This window comes from Pseudomonas sp. 14P_8.1_Bac3, from assembly GCF_025466085.1.
Lineage (GTDB): Bacteria > Pseudomonadota > Gammaproteobacteria > Pseudomonadales > Pseudomonadaceae > Aquipseudomonas.
Genome location: NZ_JANLOD010000019.1, coordinates 1 through 20,883, shown reverse-complemented (window position 1 = coordinate 20,883; position 20,883 = coordinate 1). Strand labels below are relative to the sequence as shown.

The following is a 20,883-nucleotide window of genomic DNA, read 5'->3' as shown; positions in this document are numbered from 1 at the left end:
GTGAAGCGGGTTGAGTGCACCCAGCCATTGGTCTGATTGCATTCACCACCGGATGGGTTAGTGTGGCTCTACCTTTCAAAACAATAAAAAACAGGCTTTCCAATGAGCCAGAGTCTCAGCCAGCTGCGTAAATTCGTTTCGCCTGAAATCATCTTTGGTGCCGGTTGCCGGCACAACGTCGGCAATTACGCCAAGACCTTTGGCGCGCGCAAGGTCCTGGTGGTCAGCGATCCCGGGGTGATTGCCGCCGGTTGGGTAGCCGATGTCGAAGCCAGCCTGCAAGCCATCGGCATCGATTACGTCCTGTACAGCGACGTCTCGCCCAACCCACGGGTCGAGGAAGTCATGCTCGGCGCCGAACTGTATCGGGAAAACCATTGCGACGTGATCGTCGCGGTCGGCGGTGGCAGCCCGATGGACTGCGGCAAGGGCATCGGCATCGTCGTCGCCCACGGTCGCAGCATCCTTGAGTTCGAAGGCGTGGACACCGTCCGCGTGCCCAGTCCGCCGCTGATCCTGATCCCGACCACCGCCGGCACCTCGGCGGACGTCTCGCAATTCGTGATCATCTCCAACCAGCAAGAACGCATGAAATTTTCCATCGTCAGCAAGGCGGTGGTGCCGGACGTATCGCTGATCGACCCGGAAACCACCCTGAGCATGGACCCGTTCCTGTCGGCCTGCACCGGCATCGACGCGCTGGTGCACGCCATCGAAGCCTTCGTCTCCACCGGGCACGGGCCGCTGACTGACCCCCATGCACTGGAAGCCATGCGCCTGATCAATGGCAATCTGGTGCAGATGATCGCCAACCCGACGGACATCGCCCTGCGCGAGAAGATCATGCTCGGCAGCATGCAGGCCGGGCTGGCGTTTTCCAACGCGATCCTCGGTGCGGTGCACGCCATGTCCCACAGCCTCGGCGGTTTCCTGGACCTGCCCCATGGCTTGTGCAACGCGGTGCTGGTGGAACACGTGGTGGCGTTCAACTACAGCTCGGCGCCGGAACGTTTCAAGGTGATCGCCGAGACGTTCGGCATCGATTGCCGTGGCCTCAATCACCGGCAGATCTGCGGGCGTCTGGTTGAACACCTGATCGCTCTCAAGCACGCCATCGGCTTCCACGAAACCCTTGGCTTGCACGGGGTCAGCACGGCGGACATTCCGTTCCTGTCGCAACACGCCATGCACGACCCGTGCATCCTGACCAATCCGCGCGAGTCCAGTCAGCGTGACGTCGAGGTCGTCTATGGCGAAGCCCTCTGACGAGCAGCAACGGGCACTGGCCGGGTTACTCGGTTTAAGCAGCCACTCGGCGCGCAAAAGCCATTACCCCGAACTCAACGCGCGCCTCGACGAACTCGAAGCCGAGCGCAATCGCTACAAATGGCTGTTTGAAAACGCTGTGCACGGGATTTTCCAGGCCAGCCTGCAGGAAGGGATGCGCGCGGCCAACCCCGCGCTGGCGCGCATGCTGGGGTATCAAAACCCGCAGGAAGTGCTGTTTTCCCTGGCGGACCTGGCGAGCAACCTGTTTGTCGGCGGTGCGCAGGAGCTGGAAAACATCGGCGAAATCCTCCGCCACCAAGGCAGCCTGCACGGCTACGAAACACAATTGCGCCGCCAGGACGGCAGCAGCCTCGACGTGTTGATGAACCTGTTGCTCAAGCCCGATCAGGAAGGGCTGGTGGAAGGCTTTGTCGCAGACATCACCGAACGCAAACTGGCCCAGCAGCGCTTGCAACAGCTCAATGACGAACTGGAACAGCGGGTCACCGCGCGTACCAATGAATTGCTCGAGGCCAATCGCAACCTGCAACAGCAGATCACCCAGCGCAAGCAGATCGCCGAAGCCTTGCGCGATGCCCGCGACGCCGCCGAAGCGGCCAATCGCAGCAAGGACAAATATCTTGCCGCCGCCAGTCACGATCTGTTGCAGCCATTGAACGCCGCACGCTTGCTGATCTCGACCTTGCGCGAGCGGCGGTTGCCGGAGGTCGAGCAGGTGCTGGTCGAGCGCACCCACCAGGCCCTGGAAGGCGCGGAAGACCTGCTCACCGACTTGCTGGATATTTCCCGTCTCGATCAGGCCGCGGTCAGGCCCGACGTCGCCCTATACCGCCTGGACGAATTACTCGGGCCGCTGGTGTCGGAATTCCAGTCGGTGGCTGAAGCGGCCGGCTTGCGATTGCGCGCGCACATGGGCGATTACGCCATTCGCACCGACCTGCGGCTGATGACTCGCATCTTGCGCAACTTCCTCAGCAACGCCTGCCGCTACACCGACCAGGGCACCATCCTGCTCGGCGCCCGCCGTCGTGGCGACCGCCTGCGCCTGGAAGTCTGGGACACCGGGCGTGGCATCCCGGCGGATCGCCTCGATTCGATTTTCCTCGAATTCAATCAACTGGATGTCGGCCGCGCCGCCGACCGCAAGGGCGTTGGCCTGGGGCTGGCGATCGTCGAGCGCATCGCCAAGATCCTCGATTACCGGATCCAGGTGCATTCGCTGCCCGGCCGCGGTTCGATGTTCAGCATCGATGTGCCTATCTCCGAGGAAGTGCCGTTGCCCCTCAGTCTTGCGGTGCCCCAGCCGGGTACGGGCAACCCGTTGCCGGGCCGGCGCCTGCTGGTGCTGGACAATGAGGTGAGCATCCTGGAAAGCATGAGCGCGTTGCTCGGGCAATGGGGCTGCGAAGTGGTCACGGCCACCGATGAAGCCTCGGCGCTGACTGCGTTGCAGGGCCATGCACCGGAGTTGATCCTGGCGGACTATCACCTCGATCACGGGGTGGTCGGCTGCGAAGTGGTTCGGCATTTGCGCGAGCATTTCAGCCGGACGATTCCGGCGGTGATCATCACGGCCGATCGTACTGATCAGTGCCGACGTTCATTGCAGCGGCTCGACGCGCCGCTGCTGAACAAACCGGTGAAGCCCGGCAAGCTGCGCGCGGTGTTGAGCCAGATGCTGGGCTAGACGAGCGCGCGATACTGCCAGCTGAAACCCACCGCCGCGGATTGACCTTGCTCCAGCAACACCAGCCCCGGACGACCGGGCAAGTGGTGCGCGTTGACCGGATGGCTGACCGGTTCGACGCAGAAAAAAGGCAGGTCGACCGGGCAATAGAGCAGGAAGAAGTCACTGCCGCTGGCCTGGCAATCCAGTTCATAGCCGAGGTCCGGTTGCTGGATCAGGCAGTGGCCATCCCAGCCGCAGAAGCCGTTGTCGACCAGTGTGTCGGGCAGGGTTTTGATCGACTGGAAATTCCAGTCGGCAGGCAACGAAGCGAGTCGCGTCGGTAATCTGGACGCATCGCACAGCCAGACCTGATCAGCGTTCGCCTGCAACCTTGTGCCTGCGGTCCGCGGCAGATACGGATGCAACCCCAGGCCATGCCATGCAGCGCGCTCGGCCTGGTGCGTGACGTGCAATTCGAGGCTCAGCTTGCCCGCGCTCAAGTGAAAGCGTTGCCGGGCGCGGTAGGCGAAGGGTTTGATGCTGTCGAGTTGCAGGACGACTTCGCCACGGCTCTGCGAAATCACTTGCCAGGGTTGTTGCCAGGCGCTGCCGTGAATCGGCAACGGGTCGGTGAGGCTGTTGGGTTCGAGGGCGAGCCAGCCGTCCGGGCGATCAAAACCACCGTCGGAAACGCGGTTGGACCAGGGTGCCAACGGGAAGCAACCGAGTTTGCCCGGCAGACCGGTGTCGAGGGCTTGGGCATCGCTGTGCCGCAGCAACGGTTGCCCGGTGTGGCGCACCGTCCAGTTGACGATGCTGCCGCCGATCTCCGGGGCCAATGTGAGGTGAGTGAATTCGTCTTCGAGTTCGAGCAGTGTTGATGTCATGTTGACCCGCAATAGGAATGAGGCAAAGTCAATCAGTGGTTGAAACGCGGTTCCGGCAGGCCTTTCACGCCGGCCTCGAGGGCGAACACGCCGCCCGCCAGCGACTGCGGATCCTGGTCGTCACCAGGACGGATCGAGGTCACGAACAGCGTGTCCAGGCGACTGCCACCAAAGGCGCACATGGTCGGTTTTTTTACCGGCACGGCCAGGGAACGGTCGAGGCGACCCTCGGGCGTAAACCGGTGAATCAGCCCGGCGTCATTGCCACAGATCCAGTAGCAACCGTCGGCATCCACCGCGGCGCCATCGGGGCGACCGGGCAACGGCTGCATGTCGACGAACAGTCGCCGGTTGGACGGCGTGCCGCTGTCGATGTCGTAATCGAAGGCCCAGATTTTCTGCACCAGCGGATGCGAATCGGACAGGTACATCGTCCGCCCATCCGGGCTGAAGCCGAGGCCGTTGGGCACGGTGAAACCGCGCAGTTGCGCCTCGATGGGACCGCGTTGCCCGGCGCTATAGCGATACAGCGCGCCGGTCGCCGCATTGGCGCCCATGTTCAGCACCATGCTGCTGGCCCAGAAACGCCCCTGACGGTCGCACCGACCATCATTGAGGCGCATGTCCGTGCGGGCGTGATCGACCTGCGCCAGTAACTCAGTGTCGAGGCTGCCGTCGTTGTGCGGCCGAATCCGAAAGAACCCGCTTTCCATCCCGGCGACCCAGCTGCCGTCATCCTGACGCACGATGCAGGCAAGCATTTCCGGCGCGGTCCAGGCTTCGACATAACCGCTGTCGGCGCTCCAGCGCTGCAAACCCCCGGCCGGAATATCGACCCAGTACAGAGCGTTTTCCTCGGGGACCCAGACCGGGCTTTCACCGACTGTGTTGCGGGCATCGACAATCAATTCGGCTGGCATGGCGAGTCATTCCCTTGGGTTTTTGTTGTGGTCACCACGGCGGTTCAGTCGCCGAACGGGCCGGACGCGACAAATGCACCACCCTGGTAAACCATCGCCGGATCATCAGCGGCGGGCATCGGCTGTGCTTCGATTTTTTCGCGGAACACTTCGGAAGTGTCCTGAGGCACGTAACCCAGGGCGGTGGCGTAACGGTTGTCCCACCAGACGTTCTTGTTGTCGGACGCGCCATAGACCACGGTGTGGCCAACGTTCGGCGCGTACAACGCGCGTTCGATCAACTGGGTCAGGTCGCCGAAGCTCAGCCAGGTGCTCATCATGCGACGGTTTTGCGGTTCCGGGAACGAAGAGCCGATGCGGATGCTGACCGTCTCGATGCCGTAGCGATCGAAGTAGAAACTGGCGACGTCTTCGCCGTAGGACTTGGACAAGCCGTAGTAGCTATCCGGACGGCGAGGGGAGTGGGCGTCGATCACTTCATCCTGCTTATAGAAGCCGATGACGTGGTTGGAGCTGGCGAAGATCACGCGCTTTACGCCGTGACGGCGGGCGGCTTCGTAGATGTGGAACACGCCGCAGATATTGGCGCCGAGAATGTCTTCGAACGAATGCTCGGTCGACACGCCGCCGAAATGCAGGATCGCGTCCACGCCGTCGACCAGTTGATGCACGGCCTGTTTGTCGGCGAGGTCGCAGATCACCACTTCCTCGCGGTCATCCATGGCCGGCGCGATGTCGGCGATGTCCGACAGGCGAATCACATTGGCGTAAGGCCGCAGACGTTCGCGCAGCACTTTGCCGAGGCCGCCGGCGGCACCGGTCAGCAGGAGGCGGTTGAAAGGAGCGTTGGGCGTGGTGGTCATGGCAGTTCCTGGACGCAGATGCATTATTGAATTTGTTGTAGGTTGTCGTACGACTGTCGCAAAGTATCGTTAGGGTTTCCGGGTGTTGTCAACGCGACTTTGCTGGAAATTGACAGAGGGTCTCGCACCTTCCCTGTAGGAGCGAGCTTGCTCGCGATGGTCGTTAACGATAGCGCGTGCGTCCAGAGTAAACGCGGCGCGCTTGAGTTCATCGCGAGCATGCTCGCTCCTACAGGGGACGCCTTACAACAACGAAATCGGGTAGCTGACGAAAATACGATTCTCGTCGAATTCATTCGTGCTGAAGTTCTTGCGGATACTCGCGTTACGCCATTTGACGTTGAGGTTCTTCAGCGGGCCGCTCTGCACGGTGTAGGCCAGTTCCGATTCACGGCCCCATTCCTTGCCGTCGGTGATTGCGCCGGTGTGGACGTTATCACCGCTGATGTAGCGGTTCATCATGGTCAGGCCGGGAATGCCCAGCGCCACGAAGTTGTAGTCATGCCGCAACTGCCAGGATTTCTCCTTGGCGTTGTCGTAGCTGGAGTTGTAGCTGTCGTTGGCCAGGGTGCCGCCGCTGGTGCCGTTGACGCGCATCCAGACATCGTCGCCTGTGAGTTTTTGCAGGCCGACGTAGAAGGTGCTGCCGCCGTATTTGGCGGAGAGCATGGCGAACGCGGTCTTGTTGTCGAGGTCGCCGGCCAGGGCACTGCCGTCCTCCTTGCCAATGAAGTAACCGAGGTTGGCGCCGAGGGTCCAGTCGCCTATCGGCTGGCTGTGGCTCAAGTTGAAATACTGTTGCTGGTAGATGTCGCTGAGTTCGGCATACCAGACGCCGACCTGGGTGCGTTTGTCGTTGAACGTGTATTCACCGCCGCCGAAGTTGAAACGGTCCGAAGTAAAGGCCGCGGATTTGCCGTTCATGAACATGTCTTCCATGCTCGCATCGTTGCGCGGGCTGTTTTGTCGGAACTGGCCGCCATACAGCGTCAGGCCGCTGATTTCGGTGGACGTTATCTGCCCGCCGCGAAAGGTTTGCGGCAGCGAACGGCCGTCATCCGAGCGCAGGATCGGCAGCACCGGCATCCATTCGCCGACTTTCAATTCGGTTTTCGACACCTTGCCTTTGAGCGCCACGCCCATCCGACCGAAGTTGTCCGCCGGGCGGCCGTCGTCGTGGATCGGCAGCAGTTGCGTGCCGCCCGTGCCTTTACCGCCATCGAGCTTCTGCGAGTACAGGCCGAGTACATCGATGCCAAAACCGACCGGGCCCTGGGTGAAACCGGACTTGGCATCGAGGATGAAGTTTTGTGTCCACTCTTCAGCCTTGCCTTGAGGGTAGGCCGGGTTGGTGAAGTTGCGGTTGAAGTAGGCGTTGCGCAGGTTCAGCGTGGCCTTGGCGTCATCGACGAACCCTTCGGCGTGGCTGGTCATGGGCAGGGCGAGGACGGCCAGACTGCTGCATCCGATCAGGCTCAGGGTGTTACGGCGGACAAAAGTGGGGCGAGGGGTGCAGACGGAGGAATTGCGGACGAGCTTGCTCACGGGTGACGCTCCCTTGTTTCTTGTTGTTTTTATTAGTGTCATACGTCGTCGTACAACAATGGGGCGATTATTTGCGAGGGTTTCGGGGGTTGTCAATCAGAAGTTATACGATGACTGTACGTCTGACGGATTGTGGGAGCGGGCTGCTCGCGCTCCCACAGGGGATTTGTGTTTCAGCTAGCCAGCATCGGGGGCATGGTCCCCAAAAGGGAGACCGCCGCCACCGCGCCAATCCCCAGCAACCATTCCAGCGTCACACTGGTTTTCAGGGTTGCCAGGCGCTGCTCGCAATCCTTGATCCGCAACCGATTGAACAACGCCAACCCGAGCATTGCGCTCACCAGCAGCACTTTGATCAGCAGAATCAAGGCGAACCCGGAGAACAACGGCGTCGGCCAGAATTGCCCGGTCAGCACCCGGACATTGATCAGACCGGTGATCACCAGTCCCGCCACCAACGCGTAACCAACGCCGCTGAACCTCTGGAGCATGTCGCGAACGGCATGCCCGGTGGGTTGCCGCAGAACCATCACCAATAGCATCAACCCACCCAACCAGACCCCGACGCAGGTCAGGTGGACAATTTGATTGAGGATCAGCAATTGGCCGCTGAGACCATCGAGCATCGCCCCGTGGCCGACCGGGGCCAGCGTGGCCAACAGCAGGCTGGCGAGGATCAGGCACAGGGGCAAACGACTGCGCAGCGGCGTCAGCACCACCACGACCAGCAATCCGTTGAGCAACAGGTGCCAGCGCCAGACCTGACCGAAAAACGTGTTGTCCAGCACCAACCACAGCGTCGACGGATCAAACGCGGCGTCCCAGCTCCCGGCCATGCTGGCGGTGATCAGCAGCAACCAGCTCACGCCACTGATCAGCGCCACGCTTGCGAGCCAGCGGCTGACGCGCACCAGCGATGCGTCCAGCAACGTCTCGCGACCCAGCAGCAACGGCTTGAATAGCCACGCCCCGAACAGCATCAGCACCACGGTGAAATGCAGGAAACGGCACAGCACCATCGCGCTCGTCATGAATTACTGGCCGACCTTGAAGCTGTAGGCGCCTTCGCTTTTGTGCGTATCAACCGACACCGCATGCCATTCGACTTTGTAAGCCCCCGCCGTCAACGGCGCTGCCGGGGTCACGACCAGGGTCTTTTTATCGCTGCCTTCGGTGGCCAGGCTCTTCACCGGCACGTTTGCGCCATCCTTGCTGATCGTGACTTTGGTGAACGTCGCTTCGACGCCTTCGGAAAACACCAGGCGCAATTCCGAGGGTGCGCTCACGGTGCTGTCGGCTGCGGGCACCTGGCTTTTCAGGTGGGCGTGGGCAAACACCGACGAGGCGGCGAGCAGCGAGCCGAGCAGGGCGACGGTGGTCAGGGTTTTCTTGAAAAGCATCATGGATACCTCAGAGGCAGGTTCGAAGAAGTGCTGAGTTTAACTGCGGCAGGCCGGGTGTACGAAGTTTCCTTTTCCCCTGTCGCCGCGCAGTAGAGCGAATGCTAGTCTTGAACAACGCTGTTGTCAGGGAGCCCTCATGGGCAATCACAAGATCGAAATTCGCCGCAGTAACGTCGAGAAAATCCTGCTGGGGGCCGAGAAGGTTTTCGCCGAAAAAGGCTTCGGCGGCACCGCCATGGCCGACATCGCCGCCGAAGTGCAACTGCCGCGCTCCAACCTGCATTACTACTTCAGCACCAAGACCGAGTTGTACAGCGCCGTGCTCTTCGATTTGCTGGAGGTGTGGAAGCAGGACGCACTGTGTTTCGAAATGTTCGACGATCCCCGCGTGGTCCTCAGCAGCTACATCCGCGCCAAGATGAACCACTCCCGCAGCCGCCCGTATGGCTCGAAAGTCTGGGCCAACGAAATCATCCACGGCGCGCCAACCCTGGGCGTGGCCCTGGACGCCAGCCTGTACGATTGGGCCAAGATGAAAGAAGCGAAAATCCGCCAGTGGGTGGACGACAAACGCATCCTGCCGGTAGAACCCTCAAGCCTGCTCTACATGATCTGGGCCTCGACCCAGCACTACGCGGATTTTGATCATCAGGTGAATATTCTCAATGACCATCAACCCTTGTCGGATATGCAATTCGAGCGGGCAGTACAGACGGTGACGAGTGTGATTTTGCGGGGGATTGGGTTGGAGCCGTAGTCAGATGATAAGCATGTGCCCATTTATTGTGCTGAAGTCTGCTTACCTCGAAGGTCGATTTTTCGGATTCCATCACGTTTGATCTGGAGTTCTCTGTAGCTTATTAGATTTACCAAACGGTCAAGTTCCTTAGCCGGGGCGCCCGCAGTTGTTGCTTGAATTAGCTCTTGTCGGGCTTTATCCATTTTGGCTTGTAACTGAGAGTTTTTTTCTATCTTTGTTTGAGGGTGCTCTAGGATGTACTGATCATATCTTTTTGCGTCTTTTCTTAGCTCTCTTTTAAATACGGTGGACTGCGAGCCCCCCTTTTGGCGATCTCTAACAGAGGTGGACGCTAATTCCGCAACGGCTGTTTTTTGTTTGGAAATGGTATCTGCTGATTTTTGCAGTGGACGTTTCGCTGCGTTTGAAGTTACCGACCGAGCGATTGTAGTGGTAGTTGGTTTGATCTGTTTTATTGAAGGTTTAACGATCACACTGCCGCGCAAAAGATTCTCTATGAAAAAACGCGTGTTTCCGGTTATGTCGACGAAGTTTATCGGGTCTCCTCCACAGTATATGTATGCATTAAGCCCCGCGCCCTCATCAAATGGGCCCAATTCATCCGGACTATTAAATCGCATCAATTTCGGATTATAAAAACGATTGCCTTGGCCTAATGGGTAATGGCCTGTCACTACATCCGGATGTTCGCCATTAAAGCCGAGCAGACGACTCAAGCTGCTTTCCGCCGGATGATGGCCATAGGCGGTAAAAGCAAACTGCTGTGCATTGCCGCTCGACGATGCCTGTAGCAGCGAATGCGCCCGGTCGGTGACAAGCAGTGTAGTTTCACCACTGTTAGCTGAGCTGGTCTGCTGCGCCAAAGGCTGCGCTTGATGGCGAAAGATCGTTCGCTGTGTCTGTTCACCCAGTTCGGTCACCAGGTGTTGTTCCTGATAGAAACGCTGTGTACCCGATACCCCCACGCCCGTGAGCCGGTCCAGCGGGTCGTATTCGTAGCGGCACAGAATCTTCAAGGAAGGGACCGACATGGTGAGGCCTGCACGGGTCGATGACGTGTGTTTCAGCTTCGGGGATGAGGCGGGGGTTGTCTACTAGCAGATCTGATAGGGCTGGAGAGGAAAGTGGTGCGGCGGGTGGCCTCATCGCGAGCAAGCTCGCTCCTACAGGGGGCATTGGCGTGCGCAACACTCGCATACGCCGTCAATCCCCTGTAGGAGCGAGCTTGCTCGCGATGGCGTCCTTTCAGACAGCTACATGATAGGGATTACGCGGATCATGGTTCCAATCCAGAAACGGCTTGCCGTTCTCCATGGGCACCATCTCGATGCAGTCCTGCACCGGGCAGGTGATCTGGCACAGGTTGCAGCCCACGCACGCTTCATCGATCACCTCGTACTTGCGCGTGCCGTCGGCCTGCTTGAGGCTGGCCACGGCCTGGTGCGAGGTGTCCTCGCAGGCGATGTGGCAACGGCCACAGCCGATACACGCCTGCTGGTCGATCTTCGCGATCACCTGATAGTTGATGTCCAGGTACTTCCAGTCGGTGGTGTTGCCCACAGCTCGGCCGGAAAAGTCCGACACGCTGGCGTAACCCTGACTGTCCATCCAGCGTGATAAACCGTCCTTCATTTCCTCGACAATCCTGAAGCCATGCAGCATCGCCGCCGTGCACACCTGCACCGAGCCGCTGCCCAGGGCGATGAATTCCGCGGCATCGCGCCAGTTGCCGATGCCGCCAATCCCGGAGATTGGCAGGCTCTGGGTCTGCGGATCGCGGGCGATTTCGGCGACCATGTTCAAGGCGATCGGCTTCACCGCCGAGCCGCAATAACCGCCGTGGGTGCTTTGGCTGCCGACGGTGGGGTAGGCGACCATGCGTTCCAGGTTGACGCTGGTGATCGAGTTGATCGTGTTGATCAGCGACACCGCATCGGCACCGCCGCGATGGGCCGCACAGGCGGCAACGCGAATGTCGGTGATGTTCGGTGTCAGCTTGACGATCACCGGCAGCGAACAGTAAGTCTTGCACCAGCGCGTGACCTGCTCGACATACTCCGGCACCTGGCCAACCGCCGCCCCCATGCCCCGTTCCGGCATGCCGTGGGGGCAGCCAAAATTCAGTTCGATGCCATCGGCGCCCGTGGCTTCCACCAGCGGCAGGATGAATTTCCACGATTCTTCGACACAGGGCACCATCAGCGACACGATCAACGCGCGGTCCGGCCAGTCCTTTTTGACCTGGGTGATTTCCCGCAGGTTGATTTCCAGCGAGCGGTCGGTGATCAGCTCGATGTTGTTGAAGCCCATCACTTCGCGGTTGGGCCCGAAGTGCGCTGAATAGCGTGACGACACGTTGACCGCCGCCGGGTCTTCACCCAGGGTTTTCCAGACCACGCCACCCCAACCGGCCTCGAAGGCGCGGACCACGTTGTAGGCCTTGTCGGTGGGCGGCGCGGAGGCCAGCCAGAACGGATTCGGGGATTTGATGCCGGCGAAGACAATCGAAAGATCGGCCATTTACGCAGCCTCCACGTTGAGCGTCAGTTGTGCGTTGATGGCTTCGGCGGCCAGTTTGCCGTGCTGCACCGCTTGCACGGTGAGGTCCTGATCGAGGTTCGTGCAGTCACCGCCGGCGTAGACGCCGGGGATGCTGGTGCGCAGGTGTTCGTCGACCTCGATGCGTCCGCCCTGATGCTTGAGTTCACGGGCCAGCGGATCGCTGAGGGCGCTGGCGTCGAAGGCCTGGCCGATGGCCTTGAAGATCGCATCGGCGGCCAGCTCGAAGGTTTCGCCAGTGGTTTGCAGGCGACCTTCCACCGCATGCGTGCGAGCGAAGCGCATGCCGCGCACATTGCCTTGTTCATCGAGCAACACTTCTTCGGGCGCCGCCCAGGTGAGCAAGCGCACCTGATTGGCTTTGGCGATGTCCTGTTCGTGGTGAGTCGCGCCCATGTCCTCGAGGCCGCGGCGATACACCAGATTGACGTCACGGGCGCCAAGCCGGGCCATTTGCACGGCCATGTCGATGGCGGTATTGCCGGCACCGAGGACAATGCAGTGGTCGGCCAGCGGCAGTTGCGTCAGGTCGTCAGCCTGGCGCAGTTCGCGGATGTACTCGGTCGCCGCGATCAGGCCCGGTGCGTCTTCGTGGGCCAGGCCCAGCTGTTTGCTGGCGCTGAGGCCGAGTCCCAGGAACACCGCGTCGAATTGCTGGTGCAGTTCGCTGAGGGTCAGGTTTTCGCCGAGTTTCTGTCCGTGGCGGATTTCGATCCCGCCAATCTGCAGCAGGAAGTCCAGCTCCTTCTGCGCGTAGTCGTCCACCAGTTTGTACTTGGCGATCCCGTATTCGTTGAGGCCGCCAGCCTTGCCCTGTGCCTCGAAAATCACCACGTCATGCCCGTGCATGGCGCTGCGATGGGCGCAGGACAAACCGGCCGGGCCGGCACCGACCACGGCGATGCGCTTGCCGGTGGCGGCCGCGCGGGAAAACGGATGCTGACTGAAATGCGCATTGTCCACGGCGTAACGTTGCAGCAGGCCAATCAGTACGGGCGCGCATTCATGAGCGTTGTTGCGCACGCAGGCTTGCTGGCAAAGGATTTCCGTCGGGCAGACCCGGGCGCAACTGCCGCCGAGGATGTTCGCTTCGAGGATTTTATGCGCCGCGCCTTGCACGTTGTCCGCCTGGATATTGCGGATGAACGAGGGAATGTCGATGTCGCTCGGACAGGCATTGACGCACGGTGCGTCGTAGCAATACAGGCAGCGCGAGGCTTCCAGGTGCGCCTGGCGGTCGTTGAGCGCAGGCGCCAGGTCGGTGAAATGGCCGGCGAGGGCGGTCGCACTTTCATTCGAATGCGGGAGGTGGTTCAGGGACTTGAGCACGGTGTTGGCCTCACGGTGATTGAGGTAACTGCCTCTGATGGGCATTGGTTTTTGTGTTGACCGGTCTGGGCTCTTCGCGGGCTTGCTCGCGAAGGCCTCGATCTCAGCGTTGCACCGCAACCGGCTGATTCAACTCAGCCCGCTTGCTCAGCAAATCAAACACCGCCGGGTACGCCGGCCGCTCGACATAGCGTCCGGCGCCACGCTCGGCGCGCAGATCACCGTCGGCCCAGACCACCCGGCCCTGGCTGATCGTGTGACTCGGCACACCGCGCACGGTTTTGCCTTCGAAGATGTTGAAGTCGACTTGCTGATGATGGGTCTTGGCTGAAATCGTCCGCGTACCCTGGGGATCCCACAGCACCAGATCGGCATCCGCGCCGACGCGAATCGCCCCTTTGCGTGGGTACAGGTTGAAGATCTTCGCGGTGTTGGTGGAAGTCAGCGCCACGAACTGCTGCATCGAGAACCGCCCGGTGTTCACCCCTTCGTCCCAGAGCACGGCCATGCGGTCTTCGATACCGGCGGTGCCGTTCGGGATCTTGCTGAAGTCGTCACGGCCCGCGGCTTTTTGCTCGGCGCAGAAGCAGCAGTGGTCGGTGGCGGTGGTGTGCAGATTGCCGGATTGCAGACCGTGCCAGAGTGCTTCCTGATGACCGCGGGGGCGGAAGGGCGGGCTCATCACGTAACCCGCAGCGGTCTGCCAGTCCGGGTGCTGATAGACGCTGTCGTCGAGCAGCAGATGCCCGGCCAGCACTTCGCCGTAGACCTGCTGGCCCTTGCTGCGCGCATAGGTGATTTCGTCGAGGGCTTCCTGGGTCGAGACGTGCACCAGGTACAGCGGCGTGCCGAGGGTTTCGGCGATGCGAATGGCCCGGCTCGCCGCCTCGCCTTCGACCTGAGAGGGGCGCGACAGCGGATGCGCTTCCGGCCCGGTGATGCCCTGGGCCATCAGCTTGCGTTGCAGGTGATAAACCAGCTCGCCATTTTCCGCATGCACGGTTGGCACCGCCCCCAGTTCCAGACAACGCTCGAAACTCGCCACCAGGGTGTCATCGGCCGCCATGATCGCGTTCTTGTAGGCCATGAAATGCTTGAAGCTGTTGACGCCGTGATGGCTGACCAGCTCGGCCATTTCCTCGCGGACCTGATCGCTCCACCAGGTGATGGCGACGTGGAAGCCATAATCGGAGGCCGACTTCTCCGCCCAGCCTCGCCACTGATGAAAGGCTTCCATCAAGGACTGCTGCGGGTTGGGAATCACGAAGTCGATGATCGAGGTGGTGCCGCCGGCCAGACCTGCCGCCGTACCGCTGAAGAAATCCTCGCTGGCCACGGTGCCCATGAAGGGCAGTTGCATATGGGTGTGCGGGTCGATGCCGCCTGGCATCAGATACTGACCGCTGCCGTCGAGCACTTCAGCGCCCGCCGGAATATCAAGGTGTTCACCGATGGCTTTAATCACGCCGTCGGCGCAATAGACGTCGGCGCGATAACTTTCATCATGGGTAATTACGGTGGCGCCACGGATCAACAGAGACATTCCGAGTTCCTCGCAGGCAATGACCGGCTGGTGCCGGTTCTAACTGTTTTATATGAAGCGAATACAAACAGGTGTATTCCTGTCAGCGCTGTCAGGAATAGAAGCTAGTATGAGTTTAATGATTGAGCAAGAATATTTTTTATAAGCTTATAACTTATATAAGTTGCTGAAAAATAAGCATTAAAGCGCTGAATCACCAAAATGGTGAGGCCTATCACCATTTTGACGCACTTGACAGGTTCCAAAAATGGTCAAGATTTCTTATGTGAAATCAGCCGCTTGGCAATGGTCTATGGTTGAGACGCAAAGTTTGAAAAATTATCGCTGCACCAGATTGAGTCCTGACGGTTCGGACAACTTGTCTGGCGTTTGACCTGAATGCCCGGGCACGTCGCAGCAGACTCACTGCCTGAATGAATAAAACTGATCCACATCAGTTGGTTAACAAGGTTTATGGAACTGCCCGATGCGTCATTGAGGTGACCGGCACGGTTATTGATGCCGCCAGCCCCTGATGAGCAAAAAATAATTCAAAGAACAGTGGAGCGGCCATGCAACAGATCAGATCGCAAGTGACCGAGCGCGACGGCTTGTTTGAACTCGAAGCCGGCAGCGACGTCCTCGACAGTCCCCGTTACAACCACGACATGGCACCGACCAAGGTGCGCGAACGAACCTGGAACAAATGGCACATCACCGCGCTGTGGGTCGGCATGTCGATCTGCGTGCCGACTTATACCCTCGGCGGGGTGCTGACCGCTTACTTTGGCCTGAGCGTGGGTGAGGCGCTGCTGGCGATTCTGTTTGCCAACATCATTGTGTTGATTCCCCTGACCTTGAATGCCTTTCCCGGCACCAAGTACGGCATTCCGTTTCCGGTACTGCTGAGGTCGTCTTTCGGCATTCTCGGCTCCAACATTCCCTGCCTGATCCGTGCGCTGGTCGCTTGTGGCTGGTTCGGCATCCAGACGATGTTCGGCGGTTTGGCGATTCATCTGTTCCTGGGATCGATTTTCGACGGCTGGAAATCCCTGGGCGGCACCGGCGAAGTCATCGGCTTCATGGTGTTCTGGGCCCTGAATCTGTGGGTGGTGATTCGCGGTGCCGAGTCGATCAAATGGCTGGAAACCCTGTCTGCGCCGCTGTTGGTGCTGGTGGGTGTCGGCCTGTTGGTGTGGGCAATGCCGAACGTATCGATGACCGAATTGCTGGCGATCCCGGCCAAACGCCCCGAAGGCGCAAGCGTGGTCAGTTACTTTGCCGCGGGGTTGACCGCGATGGTCGGGTTCTGGGCCACGCTGTCGCTGAACATTCCGGACTTCAGCCGCTACGCCGAAAGCCAGAAAGCGCAGATTGTCGGTCAGATCATGGGCCTTCCGCTGACCATGTTCTTGTTCGCCTCGCTGGGTGTGGTGATGACCGCCGCGTCGGTGAAACTGGTGGGTGTCACGGTGTCCGACCCGGTGACGCTGATCGGCCATATCCAGAGCCCGGTATGGGTCGCGGTGGCCATGGCGTTGATCATCATCGCCACGCTGTCGACCAACACCGTCGCAAACATCGTCTCCCCGACCAACGACTTCCAGAACATCGCGCCAAAGGTGATCAACCGCACCAAAGCGGTGTTGCTCACCGGCCTGGTGGGCTTGTTGCTGATGGGGCATGAACTGCTGAAAAAACTTGGGCTGATCGTTTCCGATGTGAGCCTGGAGACGGTGTATTCGAACTGGCTGCTGGGCTATTCCAGCCTTCTGGGGCCGATCGCCGGGATCATGGTGGTGGATTATTTCCTGATCAAGAAACAGCAACTGGACCTGGCCGGGCTGTATCGCGACGACGTTTATCCGGCGTGGAACTGGTTCGGCTTCATTGCGTTTGGCGTGCCGGTGGTATTGACGTTGTTGTCCCTGGGCAGCGATGCGTTCAGCTGGTTCTACAGCTACGGCTGGTTCACCGGGTCGGCGCTGGGCGGGGTGATTTATTACGGGTTGTGCTCGATGCGACCCAGTCACTCTGCCTTGAAATCCGCGGTGTGAGTTCGTGCCTCTTCGCGGGCAAGCCCGCTCCCACAGGGATTGAGGTTATGCACAAACAGGGAGCGCCCTGTCAGCTGTGGGAGCGGGCTTGCCCGCGATGACGGCCTTGAGCCCAGCAGCGAAACAACTGACGAAAACCATAAGAACTGCCTGAGGAGATCCCCATGAACGCTGCCGTAGACGTTCTGCAATCCACCCATCAGCACATCAACCGCGATCGCCTGTGGCAGTCGCTCATGGAACTGGCCCGGCTCGGCGCCACGGTCAAGGGCGGTGTCTGTCGCCTGGCCCTGACTGACCTCGATCGCCAGGCCCGAGACATTTTCGTTCGGTGGTGCGAAGAGGCGGGCTGCACGGTCAGCATCGACGCCGTCGGCAACATCTTCGCCCGCCGCCCCGGCCGCAACCCGAACCTGCCGCCGGTGATGACCGGCAGCCACATCGACACTCAGCCCACCGGCGGCAAGTTCGACGGCTGCTTTGGCGTGCTGGCCGGCGTCGAAGTGCTGCGCACCCTCAACGACCTCGGTGTGGAAACCGAAGCGCCGCTGGAAGTGGTGGTCTGGACCAACGAAGAAGGCTCGCGCTTCGCCCCGTGCATGATGGGCTCCGGGGTGTTCGCGGAAAAATTCACCCTCGAGGAAACCCTGGCCAAGGTCGACGCCGAAGGCATCACCGTCGGCGAGGCGCTGAATGCGATTGGCTACGCCGGCCCGCGCGCTGTCAGCGGCCACGCGGTTGGCGCTTATTTCGAGGCGCACATTGAACAAGGGCCGATCCTCGAAGACGAGCGCAAGACTATTGGCGTGGTGATGGGCGCCCTCGGGCAGAAATGGTTCGACCTCAAGCTTCGCGGCGTCGAAGCTCACGCCGGCCCGACCCCGATGCACCTGCGCAAGGACGCGCTGGTGGGGGCCGCTGTGATCGTCGGCGCGGTGAATCGTGCTGCCCTCGGCCATCAGCCGCACGCCTGCGGCACCGTCGGTTGCCTGCAAGCCTATCCGGGCTCGCGCAACGTCATCCCCGGCGAAGTGCGCATGACCCTGGACTTCCGTCATCTGGAGCCGGCGCGCCTGGATTCGATGATCGCTGAAGTCCGCGCCGTGATCGAAACCACCTGCGAGGAACACGGCCTGACCTACGAACTGACGCCAACCGCCGACTTCCCGCCGCTGTACTTCGACAAGGGCTGCGTCGAAGCGGTCCGCGGCGCGGCGCAGGGATTGGGCTTGTCGCACATGGACATCGTCAGCGGAGCAGGCCACGACTCGATCTTCCTCGCCGAGCTCGGCCCGGCCGGGATGATCTTCGTGCCGTGTGAGGGCGGCATCAGCCACAACGAAATCGAAAACGCCGCGCCGGATGATCTGGCGGCCGGGTGCGCGGTGTTGTTGCGGGCAATGCTGGCGGCGTCGGAGGCGATTGCCGCAGGACAGCTCGCGGCCTGACGATCACCGCGTCACCCTTGTAGGAGCGAGCTTGCTCGCGATGGTGTGTCAGGCGCTGAAGCGTTGACTGACACGCCATCGCGAGCAAGCTCGCTCCTACAGGGGATTTGCGTCGCGCGCAGGATCGAGGCTTGTCGCACGATCACAACGCCCCGCGGTCGTAATCTTCACAAGCGTCACCTGTCGGCGCGACCGAAATTGTGGAGAGCCAATGAGCCAGGACGTCCTGAGTACTGAAACCAATCGCCGCCAGTTGCAGCAAATCATCGCCGGCTTGTCCGACGGGGTCATCCTGCTGGAACTCGACCAGACCATCCTCTGGGCCAACGACGCCGCGCTGACCATGCACGGTGTCAGCCGCATCAGTGAATTGGGCACCAGTGCCGGGGAGTACGCCAAGCGTTTCGCCTTGCGCTACCGCAATAACCATCCGGTTCCGACCGACAATTACCCGATCTACCGCGTGGCGCGGGGTGAAACGTTCAGCGACGTGCTGGTGGAAGTAACGAAGCATGAAGACGAAGAGCGCACCTGGGTGCACAACGTGCGCAGCATGGTGCTGGCGGACAGCGGTGGTGAGCCGGAGTCGCTGGTGTTGATCATGGACGATGTCACCGAGTGGGCCAGCGCCGAACAGCGCTTTGAAAAAACCTTCAACGCCAACCCCGCTCCGGCAGTGATCTGCCGGCTCAGCGATTTGCGTTACATCAAGGTCAATGCCGGCTTTCTGGAGATGACCGGTTACTCCCGCGATCAAGTCATTGGCGCTTCGACCTATGAACTGGACATCCTCGAAGGCGCCGAAAAAAAAGACCTGGCGATCGAGCGTTTGCGCGAACACGCCACCATTCCGCAGATGCAGGCCGAGTTGAAGCTGCCCGAAGGCGGCAGCAAACAGGTGATCGTCGCGGGCCAGCCACTGGAACTCAACGACGAAGATTGCATGCTGTTTTCGTTTGTCGACATGGAGCCCCGGCATAAGGCCGAAGTGGCCTTGCGTCAGAGCGAAGAGCGGTTCGCCAAGGCCTTTCGCCTGTCGCCGGTGCCTATTCTGGTGTGCGGCGCAGCGGATCAGGTGGTGCTCGACGTTAATGAAGCGTTTCTTGAAACCTTGGCTTATCCCAGTGAAGAAGTGCTGGGCAAGACCATCGCCGAGATCGATTTCATTCAGGACGCGGGTGCCCGCACGCGGTTGTTTGCAGCGCTGGAAAAAGCCGCCAGTCTGGACCGGATTGATGTTCGCGTGCGTAAAAAAGATTCCGAACTGATCGACTGCGCGATTTCCGCCGACACGGTGAACATTCAGGACAGCCCTTGCTATCTGCTGGTGTTGATGAATATCACCGAGCGCAAGCGCACCGAACTGGAGCTGGTAGCGGCCATCGAAGAGGTGATGAAAGATGCTTCCTGGTTCAGTCGCACACTGATTGAAAAGCTTGCCAATGTGAAAAGCGTCAATTCGCCGAAGTTGCCCAGTGTCTCCTTCACCGACCTGACGGCCCGCGAGCGCGATGTGCTCGGCTTGATCTGCGAAGGTCTCGCCGACAAGGAAATTGCCGCACGCCTGAAGCTCGCGCCCAACACTGTGCGCAATCATGTTTCGACGGTGTATTCCAAGCTGGATGTGCATAGCCGCAGCGAGGCAATCGTGTGGGCGCGTGAGCGCGGGTTGTTCTCCAGCAAGCGACGGCCGAAGGGGGACCGCTAAGGTGCAAATGCACTAGATGAGGCAGTGCAAATTCATGTGTTGAGCGAGCACGCGGATTCTTAGTCTGTATGGGTGCGACACGAGCCTCTGGCTTGGGGTCGCGTCCGTCGAAATATCCAAAGGAACAGGCACATGGTCACAGATAGAGCGCGGTCGTATTTGCACCGCCATCCTGGTGAGTCGAGATGATTTCCTTGGCCCAATTGCGCGCGGAACTGGAGCGTAGCTTCTCGCCGCTGGCCTGCGAATGCACGTTGACGGGGGATCATTCGTTGACGGTCAAACTTTATCATCCGGGTTCGGGGGAAGTGGACCTGGTAGTCAGCGGGCTGAGCATTGCGACGCTCGGAACGCCCGAGGCTCTGCAGGCCTTGGTTGAAGAACTGCGCTACGAACTTGAAAGCAACACCCTGAGAATATTGGGGCCCTTGTAGACGCAAAGTGGCCATTTACTGGCATTGACCGCGGACTGGGCTATAAGAAAAGCGAAGGTATTATTTTCTGTCACCCGTCCGCGGCTTCGCGGTGTTGTCGTCGGGTCGCGGAAAGCGTCGATTACTTATCGCAGGTCAGCCTATGAACAGTCTTGGGAAACGTGTTTTTTCGCCGCTGTCGCTTGCCCTTTGCGCACTGATCCTGAATGGTTGCGCCAGTCCGCCGCCACCACCGCCTCCCGCTCCGCCGCCACCCCTTCAACGCACCTGTGAGACCGCACAAAGCACCGAGGTGCTGGGCGATGCGCGTGGGGAGGACGGGCAGGTGAAGCGGACCACAGAATTGACCCGCTGCGTCACCCAGTAACAAAACCGACCCTCTGTAGGAGCGGGGGTGGGGGGGGGGGGGGGGGGCGCCGGGGGGGGGGGGGGGGGGGGGGGGGGGGGGGGGGTTGGGGGGGGGGGGGGGGGGGGGGGGGGGGGGGGGGG

General features: G+C 60.5%; 17 protein-coding genes. 7 read left to right on the top strand and 10 right to left on the bottom strand.

All coding sequences use genetic code 11. The annotated features are described in order from the left end of the window. Positions 1-102: 102 nt before the first annotated feature. Positions 103-1,266 (top strand): alcohol dehydrogenase-like regulatory protein ErcA, encoded by a 1,164-nt coding sequence (gene ercA, locus NTD84_RS06820; protein ID WP_262164208.1) that lies wholly within the window; start codon positions 103-105, stop codon positions 1,264-1,266. After that, positions 1,250-2,977 carry a NahK/ErcS family hybrid sensor histidine kinase/response regulator gene (locus NTD84_RS06815; RefSeq protein WP_262164207.1) on the top strand — a complete coding sequence of 576 codons (1,728 nt, stop codon included), beginning with the start codon at positions 1,250-1,252 and terminating at the stop codon, positions 2,975-2,977. The genes ercA and NTD84_RS06815 overlap by 17 nt, the downstream gene beginning before the upstream one ends. Here the strand turns inward: NTD84_RS06815 and NTD84_RS06810 are convergent. The 6 genes from NTD84_RS06810 to copC form a co-directional block, all read right to left on the bottom strand. Further along, entirely contained in the window at positions 2,974-3,846 is an 873-nt protein-coding gene (locus tag NTD84_RS06810) for an aldose 1-epimerase (protein WP_262164205.1), read from the bottom strand. The two genes, NTD84_RS06815 and NTD84_RS06810, sit on opposite strands and share 4 nt — an antisense overlap. A 32-nt stretch (positions 3,847-3,878) precedes the next feature. Beyond that, a complete protein-coding gene (locus NTD84_RS06805) occupies positions 3,879-4,766 on the bottom strand; it encodes an SMP-30/gluconolactonase/LRE family protein (protein ID WP_262164203.1) in 888 nt (295 codons plus the stop codon). A 44-nt stretch (positions 4,767-4,810) separates the two neighbouring features. After that, positions 4,811-5,629 (bottom strand): NAD-dependent epimerase/dehydratase family protein, encoded by an 819-nt coding sequence (locus NTD84_RS06800; RefSeq protein WP_262164201.1) that lies wholly within the window; start codon positions 5,627-5,629, stop codon positions 4,811-4,813. Positions 5,630-5,872: 243 nt separating this feature from the next. Next, positions 5,873-7,174 (bottom strand): OprD family porin, encoded by a 1,302-nt coding sequence (locus tag NTD84_RS06795; protein ID WP_262164200.1) that lies wholly within the window; start codon positions 7,172-7,174, stop codon positions 5,873-5,875. Positions 7,175-7,347: 173 nt separating this feature from the next. Continuing rightward, positions 7,348-8,205 carry a copper homeostasis membrane protein CopD gene (gene copD / locus NTD84_RS06790; protein WP_262164199.1) on the bottom strand — a complete coding sequence of 286 codons (858 nt, stop codon included), beginning with the start codon at positions 8,203-8,205 and terminating at the stop codon, positions 7,348-7,350. Positions 8,206-8,208: 3 nt separating this feature from the next. After that, entirely contained in the window at positions 8,209-8,574 is a 366-nt protein-coding gene (gene copC, locus NTD84_RS06785) for a copper homeostasis periplasmic binding protein CopC (RefSeq protein ID WP_262164197.1), read from the bottom strand. Between the two features lie 139 nt (positions 8,575-8,713). Here copC and NTD84_RS06780 point away from each other — a divergent pair, with 139 nt between their 5' ends. Next, a complete protein-coding gene (locus NTD84_RS06780; protein WP_084320882.1) occupies positions 8,714-9,334 on the top strand; it encodes a TetR/AcrR family transcriptional regulator in 621 nt (206 codons plus the stop codon). Between the two features lie 23 nt (positions 9,335-9,357). Here NTD84_RS06780 and NTD84_RS06775 read toward each other — a convergent pair whose 3' ends face one another. The 4 genes from NTD84_RS06775 to hydA all read right to left on the bottom strand — a co-directional run bounded on the left by NTD84_RS06775 (position 9,358) and on the right by hydA (position 14,768). Continuing rightward, a complete protein-coding gene (locus NTD84_RS06775; protein ID WP_262164193.1) occupies positions 9,358-10,368 on the bottom strand; it encodes an RHS repeat-associated core domain-containing protein in 1,011 nt (336 codons plus the stop codon). Between the two features lie 214 nt (positions 10,369-10,582). Further along, a complete protein-coding gene (gene preA / locus NTD84_RS06770; protein WP_262164191.1) occupies positions 10,583-11,857 on the bottom strand; it encodes an NAD-dependent dihydropyrimidine dehydrogenase subunit PreA in 1,275 nt (424 codons plus the stop codon). Beyond that, a complete protein-coding gene (locus NTD84_RS06765) occupies positions 11,858-13,225 on the bottom strand; it encodes an NAD(P)-dependent oxidoreductase (RefSeq protein WP_262164312.1) in 1,368 nt (455 codons plus the stop codon). A 103-nt stretch (positions 13,226-13,328) separates the two neighbouring features. Continuing rightward, on the bottom strand, positions 13,329-14,768 hold the full coding sequence (gene hydA / locus NTD84_RS06760; protein WP_262164189.1) for a dihydropyrimidinase: 1,440 nt from the start codon (positions 14,766-14,768) through the stop codon (positions 13,329-13,331). Between the two features lie 551 nt (positions 14,769-15,319). Here hydA and NTD84_RS06755 point away from each other — a divergent pair. From NTD84_RS06755 to NTD84_RS06740, 4 genes are all read left to right on the top strand, one after another. After that, on the top strand, positions 15,320-16,804 hold the full coding sequence (locus tag NTD84_RS06755) for an NCS1 family nucleobase:cation symporter-1 (protein ID WP_262164188.1): 1,485 nt from the start codon (positions 15,320-15,322) through the stop codon (positions 16,802-16,804). 164 nt (positions 16,805-16,968) lie between these two features. Next, positions 16,969-18,252: a Zn-dependent hydrolase gene (locus NTD84_RS06750; RefSeq protein WP_262164186.1), complete on the top strand. Its 1,284-nt coding sequence runs from the start codon at positions 16,969-16,971 to the stop codon at positions 18,250-18,252. Between the two features lie 211 nt (positions 18,253-18,463). Beyond that, a complete protein-coding gene (locus NTD84_RS06745) occupies positions 18,464-19,960 on the top strand; it encodes a helix-turn-helix transcriptional regulator (RefSeq protein ID WP_262164184.1) in 1,497 nt (498 codons plus the stop codon). Between the two features lie 185 nt (positions 19,961-20,145). Continuing rightward, positions 20,146-20,394, top strand: a complete 249-nt coding sequence (locus NTD84_RS06740) for a DUF1652 domain-containing protein (RefSeq protein ID WP_262164182.1) — start codon at positions 20,146-20,148, stop codon at positions 20,392-20,394. The last annotated feature ends 489 nt before the right edge of the window (positions 20,395-20,883 follow it).